The sequence below is a fragment of the Clostridium sp. LS3 genome, from assembly GCF_055330225.1.
This window is the reverse complement of sequence record NZ_CM143921.1, coordinates 1,917,920-1,934,159: the sequence shown is the minus strand read 5'-3', so window position 1 is coordinate 1,934,159 and position 16,240 is coordinate 1,917,920. Positions and strand designations below refer to the sequence as shown.

The 16,240-nt window shown below is 27.8% G+C and carries 14 protein-coding genes; all 14 read right to left on the bottom strand.

Annotation, left to right across the window (positions count from 1 at the left end):
• Positions 1-205: 205 nt before the first annotated feature.
• Complete coding sequence (locus ACZJV1_RS08945) at positions 206-1,117, bottom strand: GNAT family N-acetyltransferase (protein WP_463652104.1); 912 nt, start codon at positions 1,115-1,117, stop codon at positions 206-208.
• A 326-nt stretch (positions 1,118-1,443) separates the two neighbouring features.
• Positions 1,444-3,351 carry a bifunctional 4-hydroxy-3-methylbut-2-enyl diphosphate reductase/30S ribosomal protein S1 gene (locus ACZJV1_RS08940; RefSeq protein ID WP_463652103.1) on the bottom strand — a complete coding sequence of 636 codons (1,908 nt, stop codon included), beginning with the start codon at positions 3,349-3,351 and terminating at the stop codon, positions 1,444-1,446.
• Between the two features lie 80 nt (positions 3,352-3,431).
• Positions 3,432-4,085 carry a (d)CMP kinase gene (gene cmk, locus ACZJV1_RS08935; RefSeq protein ID WP_463652102.1) on the bottom strand — a complete coding sequence of 218 codons (654 nt, stop codon included), beginning with the start codon at positions 4,083-4,085 and terminating at the stop codon, positions 3,432-3,434.
• Between the two features lie 86 nt (positions 4,086-4,171).
• On the bottom strand, positions 4,172-5,395 hold the full coding sequence (locus tag ACZJV1_RS08930) for a BaiN/RdsA family NAD(P)/FAD-dependent oxidoreductase (RefSeq protein WP_463652101.1): 1,224 nt from the start codon (positions 5,393-5,395) through the stop codon (positions 4,172-4,174).
• A gap of 125 nt (positions 5,396-5,520) precedes the next feature.
• Positions 5,521-6,417 (bottom strand): MurR/RpiR family transcriptional regulator, encoded by an 897-nt coding sequence (locus ACZJV1_RS08925; RefSeq protein ID WP_411167626.1) that lies wholly within the window; start codon positions 6,415-6,417, stop codon positions 5,521-5,523.
• Positions 6,418-6,553: 136 nt separating this feature from the next.
• Complete coding sequence (gene mnmM / locus ACZJV1_RS08920) at positions 6,554-7,096, bottom strand: tRNA 5-(aminomethyl)-2-thiouridylate-methyltransferase MnmM (RefSeq protein WP_463652100.1); 543 nt, start codon at positions 7,094-7,096, stop codon at positions 6,554-6,556.
• 12 nt (positions 7,097-7,108) lie between these two features.
• Positions 7,109-7,837, bottom strand: coding sequence for a pseudouridine synthase (locus ACZJV1_RS08915; RefSeq protein WP_463652099.1), 729 nt, complete (start codon positions 7,835-7,837; stop codon positions 7,109-7,111).
• Between the two features lie 263 nt (positions 7,838-8,100).
• Positions 8,101-8,610 carry a hypothetical protein gene (locus ACZJV1_RS08910; RefSeq protein WP_463652098.1) on the bottom strand — a complete coding sequence of 170 codons (510 nt, stop codon included), beginning with the start codon at positions 8,608-8,610 and terminating at the stop codon, positions 8,101-8,103.
• Entirely contained in the window at positions 8,573-9,430 is an 858-nt protein-coding gene (locus tag ACZJV1_RS08905) for a phosphatase PAP2 family protein (protein WP_463652097.1), read from the bottom strand. The genes ACZJV1_RS08910 and ACZJV1_RS08905 overlap by 38 nt, the downstream gene beginning before the upstream one ends.
• Before the next feature lie 14 nt (positions 9,431-9,444).
• A complete protein-coding gene (locus ACZJV1_RS08900; RefSeq protein ID WP_463652096.1) occupies positions 9,445-10,551 on the bottom strand; it encodes an alpha/beta hydrolase in 1,107 nt (368 codons plus the stop codon).
• A 50-nt stretch (positions 10,552-10,601) separates the two neighbouring features.
• Positions 10,602-11,498: an ROK family protein gene (locus tag ACZJV1_RS08895; protein WP_463652095.1), complete on the bottom strand. Its 897-nt coding sequence runs from the start codon at positions 11,496-11,498 to the stop codon at positions 10,602-10,604.
• A gap of 170 nt (positions 11,499-11,668) precedes the next feature.
• Complete coding sequence (locus ACZJV1_RS08890; RefSeq protein WP_463652094.1) at positions 11,669-12,556, bottom strand: AraC family transcriptional regulator; 888 nt, start codon at positions 12,554-12,556, stop codon at positions 11,669-11,671.
• A gap of 267 nt (positions 12,557-12,823) precedes the next feature.
• Entirely contained in the window at positions 12,824-14,236 is a 1,413-nt protein-coding gene (locus tag ACZJV1_RS08885) for a 6-phospho-beta-glucosidase (protein WP_463652093.1), read from the bottom strand.
• A 90-nt stretch (positions 14,237-14,326) separates the two neighbouring features.
• The gene (locus ACZJV1_RS08880) at positions 14,327-16,225 is read right to left on the bottom strand and encodes a beta-glucoside-specific PTS transporter subunit IIABC (RefSeq protein ID WP_463652092.1); all 1,899 of its coding nucleotides are present in this window, start codon (positions 16,223-16,225) and stop codon (positions 14,327-14,329) included.
• Between the last annotated feature and the right edge of the window lie 15 nt (positions 16,226-16,240).

Below are 16,240 nucleotides of genomic sequence, written 5' to 3'. Positions count from 1 at the left end.
TTGAATAGTGTATCCATCTTCAGCATGGTACCCTACTGTTTTTTAATTTTTAGGAAGGTATAAAAGTTTAGAACTTTGAAAATGTGATTACATAAAGCTTTTAGTAATTATTAAATGTGGACATATGTAAGTTTGCGTTGACTTGGAGCAGAGCGACGGAATAAGTAAACTTACATATGTTCACTTTTTTATTTATCTAACTATTTTATTCTCTTTCCCAAACTACTACTTTGTATTTTTCTTTAAAACCAATCCATTTATATAAGTTTATAGCGTTTATATTATTGCAATCTACTCTTATTGATAAATTCTTTATTCCTGCTTTTTTTGCATAAAGTATAATATCATGTAATAATAGCTTACCTAACCCTATACCCCTAAATTCATTTATTATTCCAAAGTTAACTATAGTAAACATTTCTCTATTAAATATTATTTGTCCGTATCCTATATATGAATTGTTAATCATACCTAATATACATAAATCCTTCAAAAAGTAATCTTGTGTCATATCTGTATATATATCCTCAACAGTTAATGGCCTTCTATTCCACTCACCAAATATTTCATTTTGAATATTACATCGTAATTGTTCATCTTTACCTATTGCTAACTTTCTTGTTGAAAAAGATATATTATTATCAAAGGTTTTCTTTGAATTTAAAATATTTATCATATTATTATAGACGTCATATATTTTTTCATTATTACTATAGTCTTCAATATTCATTTCCATAAGGATAGTATATTTTATTTTCCTAAAACCAAGTTTATCTAATATTAATGAATTTTCTATATTATCTATTGCTTCGTAAGATAAAATATTATTATCAAAATATGATAAAATTCTTTTATTAATTAATTTTGTATAATCTGCATCGATGTATAATGCCCATACTCTAGTAAATCTATCTAATGGAGCTTCATACCATATATAGCCAATAGGTCTATCATTTAATTTAATTATTCTCATAAATTTTCTAAACAAAAATTTCATTAAAAAATTTTGATTATCATAACATTTAAAAAAATCTTTATCATAACTAATTTGTTGCAAGTTTTTATTATACAACAATTTAAAAGATTCCATATTATTTAATGTCAATTTCTCTAGCATTATTGCAAACCCCTTCTATTCTCTATATAACTAGTATACTTCTTACATAATATTATGGTCAAGATAATAAATATTAAAAAAGGTAAAAAAGCCGCTAAGGCGAGCTTGTCGAGCCGTCGACTTTTTTTAGCGCATGTGCATTTCTGAAGCTTGCCTGAGGAAAATCTTGCACGCGCACTATATTCATATTTTTACTCTTTAGAAGATAACTTTAATGACTAAATATCTTACAATAGTTATCTACAATAAATATAGAAATATAATTTTCTAAAGAGTAAAAAAGACACACATATAAATTATATGTGTGCCTTAAAATATATATTACTTTATTCAGCATCCTTTATGCTAAGAGCAATCTTTTTATTTTCTGTGTCTACTGAAAGTATTATTGCCTTAACTTCATCACCTATTTTTAAAACATCTCCAGGATTATTTATTCTATCGTGAGTTATTTTTGAAATATGAACTAACCCATCTACTCCTGGTTCTAACTCTACAAAAGCTCCAAAATTACTAATTCTTACTACTCTTCCTAAAACTGCAGATCCTTCTGGATATTTTTCCTCTATATTGCTCCATGGCTCTGGAGTTAAAGCTTTTATGCTAAGAGAAAGTCTATTATTTTCTCTATTAGCTTCTATTATTTTAACATCAACGATTTGTCCCTTTTTAAGAACACTTTCTGCAGATTTTACATGACTCCATGATATTTGTGATAAGTGAATTAATCCATCTACACCATTTATATCAGCAAAAGCTCCAAAGTTTGTAAATCTTTTAATTTCAGCTTTAACAATATCTCCAACACTTATATTTTCCCATGCAGCATCTTCTTTGATCTTATTTGCTTCTTCTAATATGATTCTTCTTGATGCAACTATTTTTGAAGGGTTTTCTAGTGAAAAATCAATTAATCTTACTTCTAAATCTTCACCTATTAAGTTGCTTCTATCATTTGAAAATCTTATATCTACTTGAGATGCAGGTATAAAGATTCTTACTCCCTTATAATATCCAATTACTCCTTTTTCTTTTGCATCTTTAATTTTAACTGAGAAAGTTTCTTTGTCATTAAATAGTTTTTCAAGCTCAATGAATGTTTCTTTCTTTTCATATTCTAATCTTGAAAGAACTACGTTTCCATCTTCATTTTTAAGCTTTATAACTTTTGCTGCTATTTCATCTCCTACTTTTATTGAATCAAGAGATGAAGTTAAATTTTCTTCTGAAGTTAATTCTTTAAATGGAATAACCCCATCTGATTTATATCCGACTAGAGAAATAGTTAATTCTTCTCTTCCTATGGATAATACTTCTCCCTTTATTTCATCCCCAATTCTAAATCTTCTGTCCATTTCTTCCATTAGCTTTAATTGATCTTCCATATTAATTTTTCCCTCCATAATATCAATTACTTCTCTTATTATCCAGTCAGGTGTAGATGCTCCAGCAGTTACACCAACAACTTTACCCTTATTTTCCTCTATGAACTCTTTTGTAAGTTCTTTAGCATTTTCAACATGGATTGTATTTGGGCAATTAGCTTTTGATATTTGATAAAGTTTAGTTGTATTAGAACTATTTCTTCCTCCAATTACAATCATAACCTCTACAGTTCTAGATAATTCGTTAGCACTTTTTTGTCTTACTTCAGTCGCTGAACAAATAGTGTTAAATGCTAATAATTCTTTTGAGTTTGAAGATAAATTACTTAAAGTTTTCTTCCAAGTTTCTTCTTTTTCTGTAGTTTGAGATACAACACATATCTTTTTAGGCAGATTTTCTTCAAAAGTACCATCTTTAGTTATTATAGCACTATCCTTACACCATCCATTTATACCAACTACTTCAGGATGCTTGTCATCACCTAATATAACAATATTATATCCTAAATCTGAATATTTATTAACCTTCTTATGAATGTTAGTAACATAAGGACAAGTAGCATTTACTACTATAAAACCTTTTTCTTCAAGAATACTAATAACTTCCTTTGATACTCCGTGAGATCTAATTACAATTACATCTCCTTTTTCTAATGTATCAATTTCATTATAATCAATAGCATATATATCATTTTTTTCTAAATATTTAACCACATCATTATTATGTATTAATGGTCCTAATGTATAAATTTTTTTATCATATTGTTTCTTTACTTTTAGTGCTTCTTCTACAGCTCTTTGAACACCAAAGCAGAAGCCTGCACTTTCAGCTAATAACACTTTACTCATATCAATTCTCCTAAGTATAAAATTACATATTATATTTTAAGTATATTATATTTTTAATTCTTTAGACTATATTATCTAAATTAAATATTTTTTTTAATATTTGAACATATTTTTTCTGTTACCTCAGAAATTGATAAACCTGTTGTATCAATTTCTGTAGCATCTTCTGCTTTTTTTAGAGGATCTATTTCTCTATTACTATCTATATAATCTCTTTTTATTATATCTTCTAATATAGTAGAGAAATTAACACTTACTCCTCTTTCACTTAACTCTTTATATCTTCTTTCAGCTCTAGCTTCTGGAGTTGCAGTTAAGAAAAATTTAAATTTAGAATCTTTTAGTACTACCGTACCAATATCTCTTCCATCCATTATAACATCAAATTTATTTGACATATCTCTTTGTAATTTAACTAGTTTGCTTCTTACTTCTTGAATTGATGCATATTTAGATACTATAGCACTTATTTCTGGCATTGTTATTTGTTCTTGAACATTAACTCCATTAAGTATTAAGTCATCATTTTCAAACTTCATTTCAAGAGTATCTATTAAATTACATAACTCTTCAATATTTGTATCCTCTATATTATTTTCTCTTGCAACTAAGGCTACAGCTCTATACATTGCTCCTGTATTTATATACATTAAGTTAAATTCTTTGGCAACTAACTTAGCAATTGTACTTTTCCCAGCCCCTGCTGGTCCATCTATAGCGACTGATATTCTCAAAATAATATTCCACCTTTCCTATTTGAAAAACATTTTCATATACTCATATAAATTATATTATTATTATTTATATTTAACAAGTATACTTATATATTACTTCCAGCTAAAAAACCTGTAGATAATGCAATTTGAACATTATATCCACCAGTAAAAGCATCAACATCTATAACTTCTCCAGCGAATGATAAGTTGCTTATTATCTTAGATTTCATCGTTGAAGGGTCAATTTCCAAAGTATCCACTCCACCTGATGTCACTATTGCTTCTTCTATAGGTCTTAACCCCTTTATTTTCATTTTTATTCCTTTAATTAAGTTCACTAGATTTTTTCTTTCTTCTTTTGTAATCTCATTTACCTTTTTATTCTCTGATATATTTGATAGACCTATTATAATTGGTATAATCTTTTTAGGAAGTAGTTCATCTAATGAATTTTTAAAATCTTTATTAATATATTTTTTAAAATCTTTTTGAATTCTTTTATCAAGCTCTTCATTGGATAAAGCAGGTTTTAAATCTAACATAATATGATAATTATTAGACTCAATAACATATCTTGATCCCTTAAGTATAAGAGGTCCAGATACACCATAGCTTGTAAATAGCATTTCTCCTTGATCCTTATATAATGATTTTTTTGAACTTTCCTTAAATAAAGAAATTCCTATATTTTTTAGTGTCAATCCTGCTAAGTCTTTAATCCAATTCTCTTGTAGCTCTATAGGAACTAGCGATGGTTTTAGATCTACTATATTGTGTCCTAGCTTTTTAGAAAACTTTAATCCATCCCCAGTAGAACCAGTTAAAGGATAAGAAACCCCACCTGTTGCAATAATAAAATAGTCACCTTTTATATTATGAATATTATTTATTTCTATAGATTCTATTTTATTATCTTTAAATTTTATATCTGTAACTTTACTATTAAATTTTACTTCTACATTATTCTTGATTAATTCATTTGATAAACCTTTTATGATATCAGAAGATTTATCAGATAAGGGAAATACACGCCCCCCACGTTCTGCTTTTAGCTTTATTCCCTGAGATTCAAAAAAATTCATTGTATCTTCATTAGTATATGTATATAATGCACTATATAAAAAATGAGGATTTCCTGGTATATATTCAAAAAACTCTGATATATCCTTTATATTTGTAACATTACATCTTCCTTTACCTGTAATGAATAATTTTTTTCCTATCTTTTCATTTCCTTCTAACAGTACAACATTATTATTACTTTTAGATGCTGTTATAGCTGCCATCATTCCTGCTGGTCCTGCTCCTATAACTATTACTTTTTTCATTGTAATCCTCCTAATGCATTGTTTTATCTTAATAAATATATCATCTTAACTTCTTTAATTCAACATACTAGATAATTAAAAAGTGCTAAGAAATGTTTAATAAACATAACTTAACACTTTTAATATTAATCTTCCCCTACATTTCTATTATTATAAGAATATACTTTATAATCCTTCCATATTTGTTCTAGCTTACTAAATACATCTGTTATATTTTGTTTTTCTCTCATACCAACAGCAATTATTAATGCATTAATAACAGATAATGGTGCTACAAGTGAGTCAACAAAAGATGCCATATTACTTTGAGCTATCAATGAATAGTCTGCTCTTGCAGCTAAAGGCGATAAAAGACTATCTGTAATTGCAACTACATCTGCACCTCTATCTTGTGCAAATTCAAGTGCATCTATTGTTCTAGATGCATATCTTGGGAATCCTATTCCTACTACTAAATCTCCTTCACCTACATTTATCATTTGCTCAAATATATCAGAAATTCCATATCCTACAGTTTTAACATTTTGTAAAATAATATTTAGATAAAATCCTAAAAATTCAGCTAATGCAGTTGAACTTCTAAGACCTATTATATATATTCTTTTAGCTTCAAATATTTTATTTACAACATCTTCAAATGTATTATAGTTTATTTTTTCAAGAGTTGCTCTTATATTTTCCATATCAGCTTTTAATACACCCTTAAGAGCATATCCTTCACTTATATAATCATTTGACAATTCTAACCTTTGAACTGTTGTAAGCTTATTTTTTATCAACTCTTGCAATGCTTTTTGAAGTTTAGGATAGCCAGAAAAACCTAATTCGTTAGCAAATCTAACTACTGTTGACTCTGAAACACCTACAGAGACTCCTAATTTAGCTGCAGTCATAAAGGCAGCTTTATCATAATTTTTTAAAATGTATTCTGCAATTAACTTTTGTCCTTTACTTAATCTTGGGAACCTTGATTGTATTAATCGCATTAAATCCTTTGAGTTATCATTAAGATTATTATCCATCCGTATCCCTTCTTTTCATTAAACTTAACAACCTAATAATTATATATTATCACTTTTTGAATAATTCATCAATATTCATTTCATTTTAGTATATTTTCATTATAAAAACTTGTAATAAAATATAAAGTTGTCAATTCTACTTTTTTTCTATAACTACTAGCATAGGCGAGATTTCATCTCTATTTAGATAGGATTGAGTCATAACACCAAATTGATTTTTAGGTAAATTTTTTAGATACTCTAAAATGCAAGATTCCTCAACTTTACCTTCATAATGACCTCTGTAAATACATATTGTCATTATTCCACCACTATTTAAAATATCAAGTCCCTTTTGTATGCTTTGTAGTGAAGTATTATGTAATGTAGTTATATTCTTATCTCCTCCTGGTAAAAAGCCTAAATTATACATTATACAATCTACATTTTCATTAATATAGTTATTAAATAAATGATGTGAATCATTTATAACTTTTACATTATTAACTTTTTTTAGTATATAATTTTCGCAGGCCTCTTTTTGTATGTCAAAGCTATAAACAAATTTAAATTTACTAGCTAGAAAGTCTGTGTCATGACCATTTCCTAAGGTAGCATCTACAGCTATTGTTTTGTTTGTAATAAAATTTTTTATTATATAATGTGATAAATCACTTATATTTCCTACGTACTTATACATAAAATGCACCTCTTATAATAAATTTATATAATTTAACTCTTCTTTAGTTAAATTTCTCCATTCACCTCTTTTTAAATAACCTAGTTTTATATCACCTATAGATACTCTTTTTAAAGATATTACCTCGTGGCCTAAGGCTGAACACATTTTTCTTATTTGTCTATTTTTACCTTCATGAATTATTATTTCAACTAACGAGTTAAGTTCATTAGTTCTTTTGCCTTTTTCTTTATCTATAACCTTTAATTTTGCATCAGCTGTAATATATCCCCCAATATCTACTCCATTTTCAAACCTTTTAATTTCTTCATTAGAGAATATACCTCTGCATAAGGCTATATACTTTTTTTGAACTTCAACTCTTGGATGTATAATTTTATTATAAATATCTCCATCATTAGTTAAAAGAATTAATCCTGAACTATCATAATCAAGCCTTCCAATAGGATATATTCTTTCATCTACTTTAACTATATCTAGTATAGTTTTTCTTCCCTTTTCATCTTTAACTGATGTTATATATCCTTCAGGTTTATTTAACATTATATATACTTTATTTTCTTCAGGTGTTATTATTTTTCCATTATAAAATACTTTATCTATCTCATAATTTATTTTAACTCCAAGCTCTGTAACAATTTTATCATTTACTTTAACTTTACCTTCTAATATGATTTCTTCACATTTTCTTCTTGAAGCTACTCCGCATCTTGCCATGTATTTTTGTAATCTTTCTTCCATATAAATCACTCCGTACTTTTAATAAATACTTTCTATAGTATAAATTTTAATAGAACCTATATATTCTTTTTAACATTTTACAATACAAATGTCTATAAAAATAGATAACTAACTTTTATAAAGTATTGTTTATTTATTATCCAAATTTTAAGGAAACTTCTATTTGTTCCATATTTAAATCATTACCAAATAAAATTATCTAATAATTCTATTAAAAAATATAAAGGTTCTCACTTTTTATAATAAAGAGAGAACCTTTACATTTATGATATTTTTAAAGCTAGCTTATTTTCAGTTAGTGTAAGTACTATTACAAAATACCCAATAAGTCCACCAGCAAATCCAGTTGCGAGAGTTTTTAAAATAAGTGCCTGAATAAAGTTTAACTTTTCCATGCCAAAGGCCGCAGGAATACCTATGAAAAATGGTATAATTAAAATAATAGTTATGATTGTTAATATTACTGCCTTCAAAAAATTATTTTTTGGAAAAAACTTAGCAATAATATGATCTTCTTTATTATAATCAATTTCTGGTGCAACACCCTTCACAATATCTTTTTTTATCATCGGGAATCCTGTAAGAGAACAAGCCATACCTAAGATTAAAATAGACATTATGTAATCCAATGCAATTTCTGAAGTTGTAAACATCTTTGCTTTATCAGAACTTTGAAAAATAAAGATTACTCCATTAATTACTGCATTTACAAGCCAAAAGTTAATAATATTTTTTTTAATCATATAGTTGTGTAGACATGATTTCTTCTCCATTTTTTACCCCCATGTTTTTTACATATTTATTTTTTAATAATGTAAATATTGTGAACGTTATCGTAACTCCCATTGTAACATCTGATGCAAAATGAGCTCCTACTATAACTCTGCTAATTGGAACTACTATTGTCCATAAAGCTGCAAAACCCACAAACCATTTTTTCTTATCCTTTAACCTAGCAACGAAAGTAGGTATTAATGTAATCCAAATCATAATTGCTGCATTTGCACTATGTCCAGATGGGAATGACATAAATTCATTACTTGCTGCTTTTCCTTGAGGAATAAACCATCTAGAAAAACCTGCAAATGACCCTTCAGAAACCATATGTCTATAACGCTCTCTTCCCCATCCCAATTTAATTAAGTTGAAAGAAATTATAACAAATACAAATGTTAATACACCAACAATAGCTGCATTTCGTAATTCATCTCTATTAGTAATAGAATATTTCTTAGAAATAAAGTAAGAAGCTGCAATATATAAAATAGCAAGTATAGGAATCAATAATTTAGGTCCATTAAAATATTTTATTGGTAAGGCTGCTGCCATAAATGAGAATAAACACAAAATAATAATATAGCCAATTGTCCCTAAAATATATTTTACTGATTTATCTTTATTTCTAGTTAGCATTAAACCTACTGTACAAAAAGTTGCAATAACTGCTGCAGGAAACTCACCAATTGCTTCAAATAGTAACCCAAACTTACTTGTTGGATTATACACTGCATTAGAGATCTGCAAATCTATAAATGCAAATATTATTAATAGAACTCCAATAATTGATAAACCAATTACATAATTCTTTTTCATACCCTTTTCACCCTTTATTTACTATATTTTAAAATAAAATTGCCCATTTCAATTGCACAATCCTCACTTTGTGGATAAACTCCTATGTTATCACCATAAGCATGTCCTAACCCTTTATATAATATAGTTGTAGTATCTACTCCTGCTTTAGTAAGCTTTGCTGCATATGCTAAGCATTCTACTTTCAAATAGTCATGTTCTCCAACTGTAACAAGTGTAGGAGGTAAGCCTTTTAAATCTCTAATATATGGAGTTAAGTAACCATTTTTAACATCGTCAGTACCTAAAACATCCTTTAATCCTCCTGATAAACCATCAAACATACCTAACATCATTTCAAGCCCAGATTTATATTTAGGAGCCATTTCATATTCATCCTTACTCCATTTAAAGTATTCATCCTCAATACCTGCCATATTAACAGTAGGATAAAGCAATAATTGTCCCTTTACCATACCTAAATTATCTTCTAAATCTCTTGTTGTACAATATTGAGTTAAGTTTCCACCTGCACTATCACCTGCGACAAAGATGTTCTTCTTATTTCCTCCTAAAGTTTCAGCTTTATCATATATCCATTTTAGTACAGAATAACAATCCTCATGACCAGCTGGATATGGATTTTCTGGTGCCAAACGATAATCAACTGATACAGCTAAAATATCTGTTTTTTCAACTATTAACTTTACTAATTCTTCTACAACATCAGGAGACCCTCCAAAGAATCCACCACCATGAATGAAATAAAGAATTGGTGCATTTTCATTCATAGTTTCAGATTTATAAATACGAATTGGTACGTTATATCCATCATTAGCTTTAACAGTTTCATTTATAATATCAATCTTCTTTTCAACTATAGGAGTACTTTTAATTTCTCCAAACATAGCTCTTAATTTACCGATTGATTTAGGTGATGTATCCATTTTCATCATGCCTTTTGGCATAAATCTCATTATTGTAAATTGCTTTTTCATATCCTTATAAAGACGAGGATCCATTGCCCCCTTTTCATTGCTATCAGGAATATTCTTTACTAAAACTTTTGTGCCTTTATAATTTATTACTTCTTGTTTTTCTTTAATTTTCTCTAATAATTCTTGTGAATATTTTCTACCCATTTTTTACTTCTCTCCTCTTTACCTCTTATATTTTTGATACTTTTTCTCTTTTATTCTTCTGGAAATTGTAGGTAGTAATTATATAAAGCGCCAATCAAATTAGAATCATTAAAATATTTACATGTATCTACTATGGCCTGTGGAATATCAAGTGGAATTGCTGCATATATTTTTTCTAAATTTTCTCTAATTTTTTTCACTAAAATTGGTTGTTTAGAAATACCTCCACCAATTAAAATTTTCTCTGGATCTAAGATGCATTGTAAATTATATATTTGAATAGCTAAATTCATTGTAAATTTTTCAAAAACTTCTAATACATCAGGATCATTATCATTAATCCATTTGAATACATCATGTCCATTTATAGATTGAGGTTCAACATTCTTTACAGCTGCTGCTTCCATTATTAGTGCAGATGTACTCCCTTTAAGAGCAAATACATTATTAAAATCTAAATTATTAGCATCTTGCATAATAAATGAGAATTCACCAGCAAAAAAGTGATTTCCTTTGTGAATTCTGCGATTCTTAATTATTCCACCCCCAATACCAGTTCCTAAAATCATAACAACTCCATCTGAACAAGTAGTTAGATTTCCTTTCCAAACTTCAGCTAATGCAGCACTTTTTCCATCATTTTCAACAGAAATTGGTAAGTTAATATGCTCATGAATTTTATCAATAATGTTAACATTCGCATTGTATGTTAATGCACCTGGCGAATAAACATGACCAATTGTTGAATCAATATTACCTGGCATACTAATAGCAATACCATTTACTTCATCCTTAACATCCTCATAAATTAATTTTATTGTCTCCATTAAATTTTCTATAGCATCTAATGGAGTAGGAACATCCCCTTTTTGAAAGATTTCAGCTCTATGATTCATAACAGCATATTTTATTGCACTACCTCCAATGTCTAAAACTAATTTTTTCATTCTTCCACCTCTTTTTTAAACACATAAATTTAAAATATTAAACTTTAAGTTTATATATTTTATAATTAATTAAAGCGTTTTCATAAAATTGTAAAAATAAACGCATACTTCATTTATATTGAACTATGCGCATTTATCTTTCTATTTAAATGTTATCATTTTTTATTGAATTATTGTTGTTGTTTTTTGTCCATTTTATTGTCACTTTTTGATTCCTTAAAATACTGACGATATTTAAATGGAGTCATGTTATACTTTTGTTTAAATAAACTTATAAAAGACTTAACATTTGAAAATCCATGAGAAATTGCAATATCCTGAATATTATTATCAGTATTTATTATATCTTCATATGCTTTATAAATTCTAAAATTACTTAAATACAATTTATAAGTAATACCAAACCAATCGTGAAATTTTCTTGAAAAATATTCACTACTCATATAAAAATGTTTAGATATATTATCCAAAGTTAAATCTTCTCTATAATTATCATTAATATATGTTAAAATTTCTTTCTGTCTTTCTCTATATTTAAGATACTCTTTCTTATAATTCTCAACTTTCGGAATCATATAATGAGATAATAAAATATATAGAATCTCATGAATATAGGCATTTATCTTAATATAGTCTAGTTCAGTTGGATTCAAATAAAAATCTTTCATTTCTAAGAATATCTCTAGTAATCTATCTTTTTTATAATTTGAACTATTAATATCTAATTGAACATTATCAATATTAGGATATATTTTTTTTATAAAATCATACGATAAAATTAAAATAACTGCTCCACCTGTTTCATTTGGATATTTTTCAAGTTCATGAACATCTCCGCTATTTACAAAAATAAAATTTCCACCTTTAACAGTTATACTTTTATCATTAATACGTACCCTTATTTCACCTTTTGTAACTAATGTCATTTCAATGCTTCTATGCCAATGAGGGGCTATATAGTAATGTTTTTTTATATCAATATTCTCTTCTCCTACATATGCTATCATTGCAGGTAAATTGTTATTTAAATTTACTTTCTCATATATAAAAGTATCCATAAAAACCTCCATTTTGCATTAGAATTTATTTTATTATATAAAATAATCTTAAGTTTAGAATATATATTAATTATATAATATCTTAAAATTTTAATATATAAATCCACTTATATTTAGTAATGTGAAAATTTTTCTCAGAAATAAATATAGCAAGTAAGAATTTAAACTTACTTGCTAACTCTTAGTAGAATTTGTATATTTATTAATACTTATTTAACTCTATTCATTAAATCCATCATTACCTAAATCAATATATTCAGTACTACTTTAATATAAATTCTCTCCATTAGTTTCTATAACCTTTTTATACCAATAGAAGCTTTTCTTTTTACTTCTATTTAATGTTCCATTTCCATCATTATCTTTATCTACATAAATAAATCCGTATCTCTTTTTCATTTCCCCTGTTCCAGCACTAATTAAATCAATACATCCCCAAGGAGTGTATCCCATTAAATCAACACCATCTATTTCAACAGCTTTTTTCATTTCTTCTATATGTTTTCTTAAATACTCTATTCTATAATCGTCATTAATTGATCCATCTTCCTCTACTTCATCTACAGCACCTAATCCATTTTCTACGCAGAATAGTGGAATTTGATAACGATCATATAAATTATTTAAAGCAATTCTAAATCCTTTAGGGTCAATTTGCCATCCCCAATCTGATGCTTCTAAATAAGGATTTTTAACTCCACCTAGCATATTTCCTTTTATATCTTCTTCATTTTTATCAGAAGATTGAACTAATGTCATATAGTAACTAAATCCTATATAGTCAACCTTTCCTTCTCTTAAGATTTCCTCGTCTCCTTCTTCCATCTTAAGCTTTACCTTATTTCTTTCTAAGAATTTCTTAGCTTTATTTGAATAATATCCTCTTGCATGTACATCAGCAAAATAATAAGTTCCATACATAAAGTCATTTGTAAGTTGTACATCATCTGGATTACATGTTTTTGCATAAGCTTGTGGGAAAAGTATCATACACCCTATTTTGAAGTCAGGATTAATTTCATGACCTGATTTAACAGCTTTAGCACTTGCTACTAATTGGTGATGAGCTGCTTGATAGCAAACTTCCATTTTATTTTCGCCTTCTTTAAATTTAATTCCAGCTGGTATAAAAGGATGTAATGCTATAACATTAATTTCATTAAATGTCATCCAATACTTTACTTTATTTTTATATCTATTAAATATAGTATTACAGTAGTTTACATAAAAATCTACTAGTTTTCTATCTCTCCATGCTCCATATTTTTCGACTAAAGCATATGGCATTTCATAGTGTGAAATAGTAACTACAGGCTCAATTCCATATTTTAAACATTCGTCAAAAAGGTTATCATAGAATTTTAACCCTTCTTCATTTGGCTCTGTTTCATCTCCATTTGGGAATATTCTAGTCCAGTTTATTGATGTTCTAAAACATTTAAAACCCATTTCTCCAAATAAATCTATATCATCTTTATATCTGTGATAAAAATCTATGGCTTCATGAGATGGATAATGCTCTCCATCTACTATACCATCTGTATATTGTCTTTGCTTAGTTAAAGAACCTGCTGTAGCAACATCAGCTGTGCTAAGCCCTTTCTCATTTACGTTATATGCACCTTCACATTGGTTTGCAGCAACTGCTCCCCCCCATAAAAATCCTTCTTTAAAGCTCATATCTATTACTCACTTTCCTTTAATGTTATTATCCTTCCTTTATTTTAATTAAAGGAAGGATAATAGTATATATATTCTACTTTGCTTAAACTAAATTACTACATTTAATAAATCTTCTTCAAAAGCAATGTCTTTTTCTTTTGTTTCTATTACATCTAAATAGTCATTTGAATTTGTTATAATTATTGGAGTTACAATTTCAAAACCAGCTTTCTTTATAGCTTCTATATCAAATTCTAATAATACTTGCCCTTTTTTGATTATATCACCTTGTTTAGCTTTTGCTGTGAAATATTTTCCTTCTAACTTTACTGTGTCCATACCAACATGTATTAATATTTCAGCACCTGAATTTGATTTTATTCCCATTGCATGATATGTTGGGAATAAAGTTGTTAACTCACCATCTACTGGAGAAACTATTTTACCTTTAGTTGGTAATATTGCTATTCCCTTCCCTAATGCTCCTTGTGCAAAAGCTTCGTCATTAACATCAGATAATGGTACTATTTTACCTGTTAATGGACTAGCAATAACCTCTTTATTTATTAGTTCTTCACTCTTGCTTTCTTTAACTGTTTCCTTAACTTCTTCATCTTTATATACAATTATAGTTAAAACAAAACTTACTAGCATAGCTATTGCTACTGCAATTAATGCACTAATTACTCCACTAGTATCTCCATTTGCTGGGTTTATATAGTTAAAGAATCCGAAAGATCCAAGTCCACCCATTGTATATTGTTTAGCTCCTGTAAATCCAATAATTCCTCCACCAACTGCTCCTCCAATACAGCTTATTACAAATGTCTTGACTCTTGGCAGTGTAATACCATAAATAGCTGGTTCTGTTACTCCAAAGAACCCTGATATAATTGCTGGTATTGATAATGATTTTATCTTCTTATCTTTTGTCTTAAAGAATATAGCCATTACAACAGCTGTTTGTGCAAATGATGCTGCAAACATTGGTGCTAATACTGAATCATATCCCATAGTTGACATATTTAATAACATTATTGGAATTAGGCCCCAATGTAATCCAAAGATTACAAACACTTGCCAGAATGCACCTAATAATAAGCCTGCTATTATTGGTGAGAAGTTATAAAGAGAAAGTGATCCTGTTCCTACCATTTTACTTAACCATGTTGTTATTGGTCCAATTACAATAAATGTTAATGGTACTATTACTAATAAAGTGAATAATGGTACTAAGAATGTTTTTACAACATCTGGAATTATTTTTTTAAATCCCTTTTCAATCTTTCCACCAAAGTATGTTGCAACTATTATTGGAATTACGCTTGATGTATAATTCATTAATATTACTGGAATACCTAAAAAAGTAATATGAACTGGTGATTCAAACATAGTTCCTTGGAATAAAGTATATAAAGGTTCCCCATTCATTAAGCCTAATATACTTGGATATACTAATGCGGCTCCAATTAACATTCCTAAATAAGTACTTGTTTTAAATTTCTTAGAAGCATTATATCCTAAGAATATTGGGAAGAAATAAAATAATGAGTCCCCTATAGCTTGTATAATTTGATAAGTTCCTGATTCTGGTGTTAACCATCCTAATGCTAAAAATAATGCATTAAATCCTTTTAGCATACCAGTTGCTGCTAAAACACCAAGTGTTGGTGCAAAAATACCTGAAATAATATCAATAAATTTATTAAATGGATTCATTTTTTCCTCTGATTCCTCTGATCCAGAGCCAGCTAAATTTTGTAATCCTCCAACTTCAAGTACAGCATTAAATACATCAGGTACATGGTTACCAATAACAACTTGATATTGACCACCACTTTGAATTACAGTTACTACACCGTCCATATTCTTTAAAATATCTGTATTTGCTTTTTTCTCATCCCTTAACTTAAAGCGTAAACGTGTAATACAATGAGTTAAGCTATTAACGTTTTCTTTTCCGCCAACATTTTTCAGTATATCTTTTGCTAAATTTTCATATTTCATTCTAAGTCTCTCCTC